Genomic DNA, 2895 nt, shown 5'->3' with positions numbered 1-2895 from the left:
CACCACTCGAACCATATGGTTATCAGGTATCAGTGTATCTAAATCCATCGGAATCAGCGATAATTGATGCTGTTCGTAAGCCTTGAACGATGCTCTTTTTTTCATCCCTGTTTTCCTCCTAATCCCGCATGGTTACTACGTGTTCCTTGCTTTTATTATACCATATCCTGCTCATTATTACAACAAAATCCGCCTCAAATCTTTCGATTTGAAACGGTTTCTTTGAGGCTTTTGTTACAGCCCCTTTTTGTCTATGGGATACGAAAAAGATATATTTTCATTTTCGATGTCAGACTTTGAACTCTCGTAATGTGCAAATAGTCTGAATTTTTTATTATTGTAACATCGCTTTGTATTGTTTATCAATCCGAGATTTGATTCATTTTATCTGTTGCCTGACCTCCATACCGCCGACAAATACCATCTTGATTTTTTCTTTAGATTCTACGATTACACACTTAAGGATTTACGTAAATAAATAGTAACTTAAAAACATATTGGAACAAAAAAATTAAATGAATTCGATATCTTCATTTACCTTTTCATGAATATCAATTCTGTTTTCAATTTCGATTTTATTAACTAACCAACCGTTTAAGTTACAACTTTTTATAAATTCATCAATCCTGTTAACACCATTAATTTCTTTGAGCGTAACAACAACACCAAAGCGAACACCTATTCCATCCTTCGGATCTAATCGGTTGTTTGTTTTAACTTCCATTCCCCAATTCTTATTTATATATGATTTCTTTGCCTGCTTCCTGTTAGTGGGAACTTCAGTAATGTATTTTACATTATCCCATTTTCTAAACTTTTCCCTCGCTTCGTTTTCTAAAAGATAATATCCTCCAGTATTCAACGATTCATCTTGATTCTGCTTATCTTCATTAACTTCCTTTAACTTGCCGTTGTCTTGTATCCTGCCAAAATGAAGGTTGAGCTCAGTATTAGTATAGTCAACACCCTGTGTTCTGTCACATACAGGGAAGTAACACATAGTGGCTCTTGCAACATAGGGGTATTTGTCATCTTTAAGAGGAACGGGAAAACTATAATTGTAAGTATTCCATTTTTCACTAACATCAGACACCAAAAACTTAATCTCATCATCTTTTGTTTGAACAATATGGTCTATTTTGATTGGTACTACCCCATGTCCATAAAGAGCGACCTCCTCGGGTGTCGGCTTTTCGTTCCAATTCCTTGCCGCATCGATGATCATTGCTTTAGCCACTTCTCTGTTTAATCCTATAACATCAATCAAATATGACAGTTTACGGGCAATCCAAGGAGCAGCATACGAGGTGCCGGCGACGCTTGCTGCTCCTAGCGGCTCACAAACTATCATATACTGATCTTCACTTCCACCATAATAACTAATATCCGGTTTTGCAAAAAATGATAACGCCAAGCCTTTTCGTGCATACTTAGTTGATAAGCCTTGCTTAGTAACAGCATTTACTACTATGCTATTTATTGAGTCGGCAGGCGAACCTATTTTCACAACATCGTTATTAGGTTTGTTAGTTCCTGCAATAACAAAGATAATATCGTTCTCATACTGAATTTGGTCTAATATAGCGGCCTCTGCAGAAATAAAATTATCATTTATTTCTTGATTGCTTCCCAACGAAATGTTCCAGACTTTAATATCTTTATTATTTGAGATAATTTCTTTTATAAGCTTTGTAATTGTAAACGAAGAAAATTTGCCTCCAGTTGCTACACCAAAGTGACGTACTTTAAACCTACCACAGCCATCATTTAACCACGGATTTAACCGAACTCCATCAACGATAATTGAAGATACGGCAGTTCCGTGGCGATAATCCGCTTGGTTTTTGGGGAGCTCGTCATCAACCATATCATGATATTCTACCCATTCGCTGAAATATACACGGTTATCAAATAGGGTGTCAATGACGCCAATAGTTGGTTCGATAGTTGGAGAAGGGATGGTCACAATATCATCCCTATATTCTTCGATAAAGTCATCTGGTGATAAATTAGAAAGATTTTCTGTTGTCATAGAAACAAGATAAGGCGCTTTTTCAAACAAAAGTTTTAATTGGTTTTCATCTAAAAAAACTGTTTGATTATTTAATATCCTACTTGATAAAATCTCTATTCCTATCTTTTTAAACAATGTTTTTGTGTCCATGCGAGTATTGTATAATGTGATTATACTTTCCTTAAATTGTGCTGTTGGCGATTCCACTTCAAAATCATCAATATATGAAACGTCAGCGATCACTTGCTTGAAGTCTGATTTAGTCATTGAAAATCTTTTAAATGGAATTGCATTAATTACCCTTTCATCTTCAAAAACAGATTTATTGATACCCTTATTAAACCTAGAATTTAGAATGTCACTTGTTTTAATAAGTAAGTCTATACTTTTTTCCAAATCCTCAATATCAAGGAAATAAGTTATAATATGTTTGCTTTTTTCTTCATTGAATTTAGCTCCTACAATAGCAAAATTAGAATCTTTGCCTTTAAATAATCCGGAAATCCGATTGCTTTTTGCGACTATTTTATTATAATAAACGCTAATAAGTACACCATCAAAGGGTCTTTTTTCATTTCTCCAGAATTCCGCAATTTGACCTATTTTTAATAGTAATCTATTTGTTTGCTCACGAGTCACTACTTTTTTACTGTTCATAGAAGCACCACCGCCACCACCGCTTTTCGAAGCTTGAACAAATCGTTTGCCTTTTAGTTCCAATATATTATTCATTATAATCATCCTCCTTGTTTAGCTTTCTTGATACGGTGCTTTTGGACTCTCCCTTAAGCTTTTCGATTTCTCTTACAGTGAAACCTTGTATATTTAGTTAAGAAATATCGATTTTCTCAAGGTTTCCAAATAAAATATAATAAATTCTC

The 2895-nt window shown here is 34.4% G+C and carries 1 protein-coding gene; it reads right to left on the bottom strand.

Translation table 11 applies throughout. From position 1 onward, the window contains the following. Positions 1-511: 511 nt before the first annotated feature. A complete protein-coding gene (locus RMR19_RS08115) occupies positions 512-2746 on the bottom strand; it encodes a S8 family peptidase (protein ID WP_310602990.1) in 2235 nt (744 codons plus the stop codon). Positions 2747-2895 lie beyond the last annotated feature (149 nt).

The sequence above is a fragment of the Anaerosporobacter sp. genome (assembly GCF_031551385.1).
Taxonomy (GTDB): domain Bacteria; phylum Bacillota; class Clostridia; order Lachnospirales; family Lachnospiraceae; genus Anaerosporobacter.
Note: the sequence above shows the minus strand (reverse complement) of the source record. Positions and strands in the feature narration are given on the sequence as shown.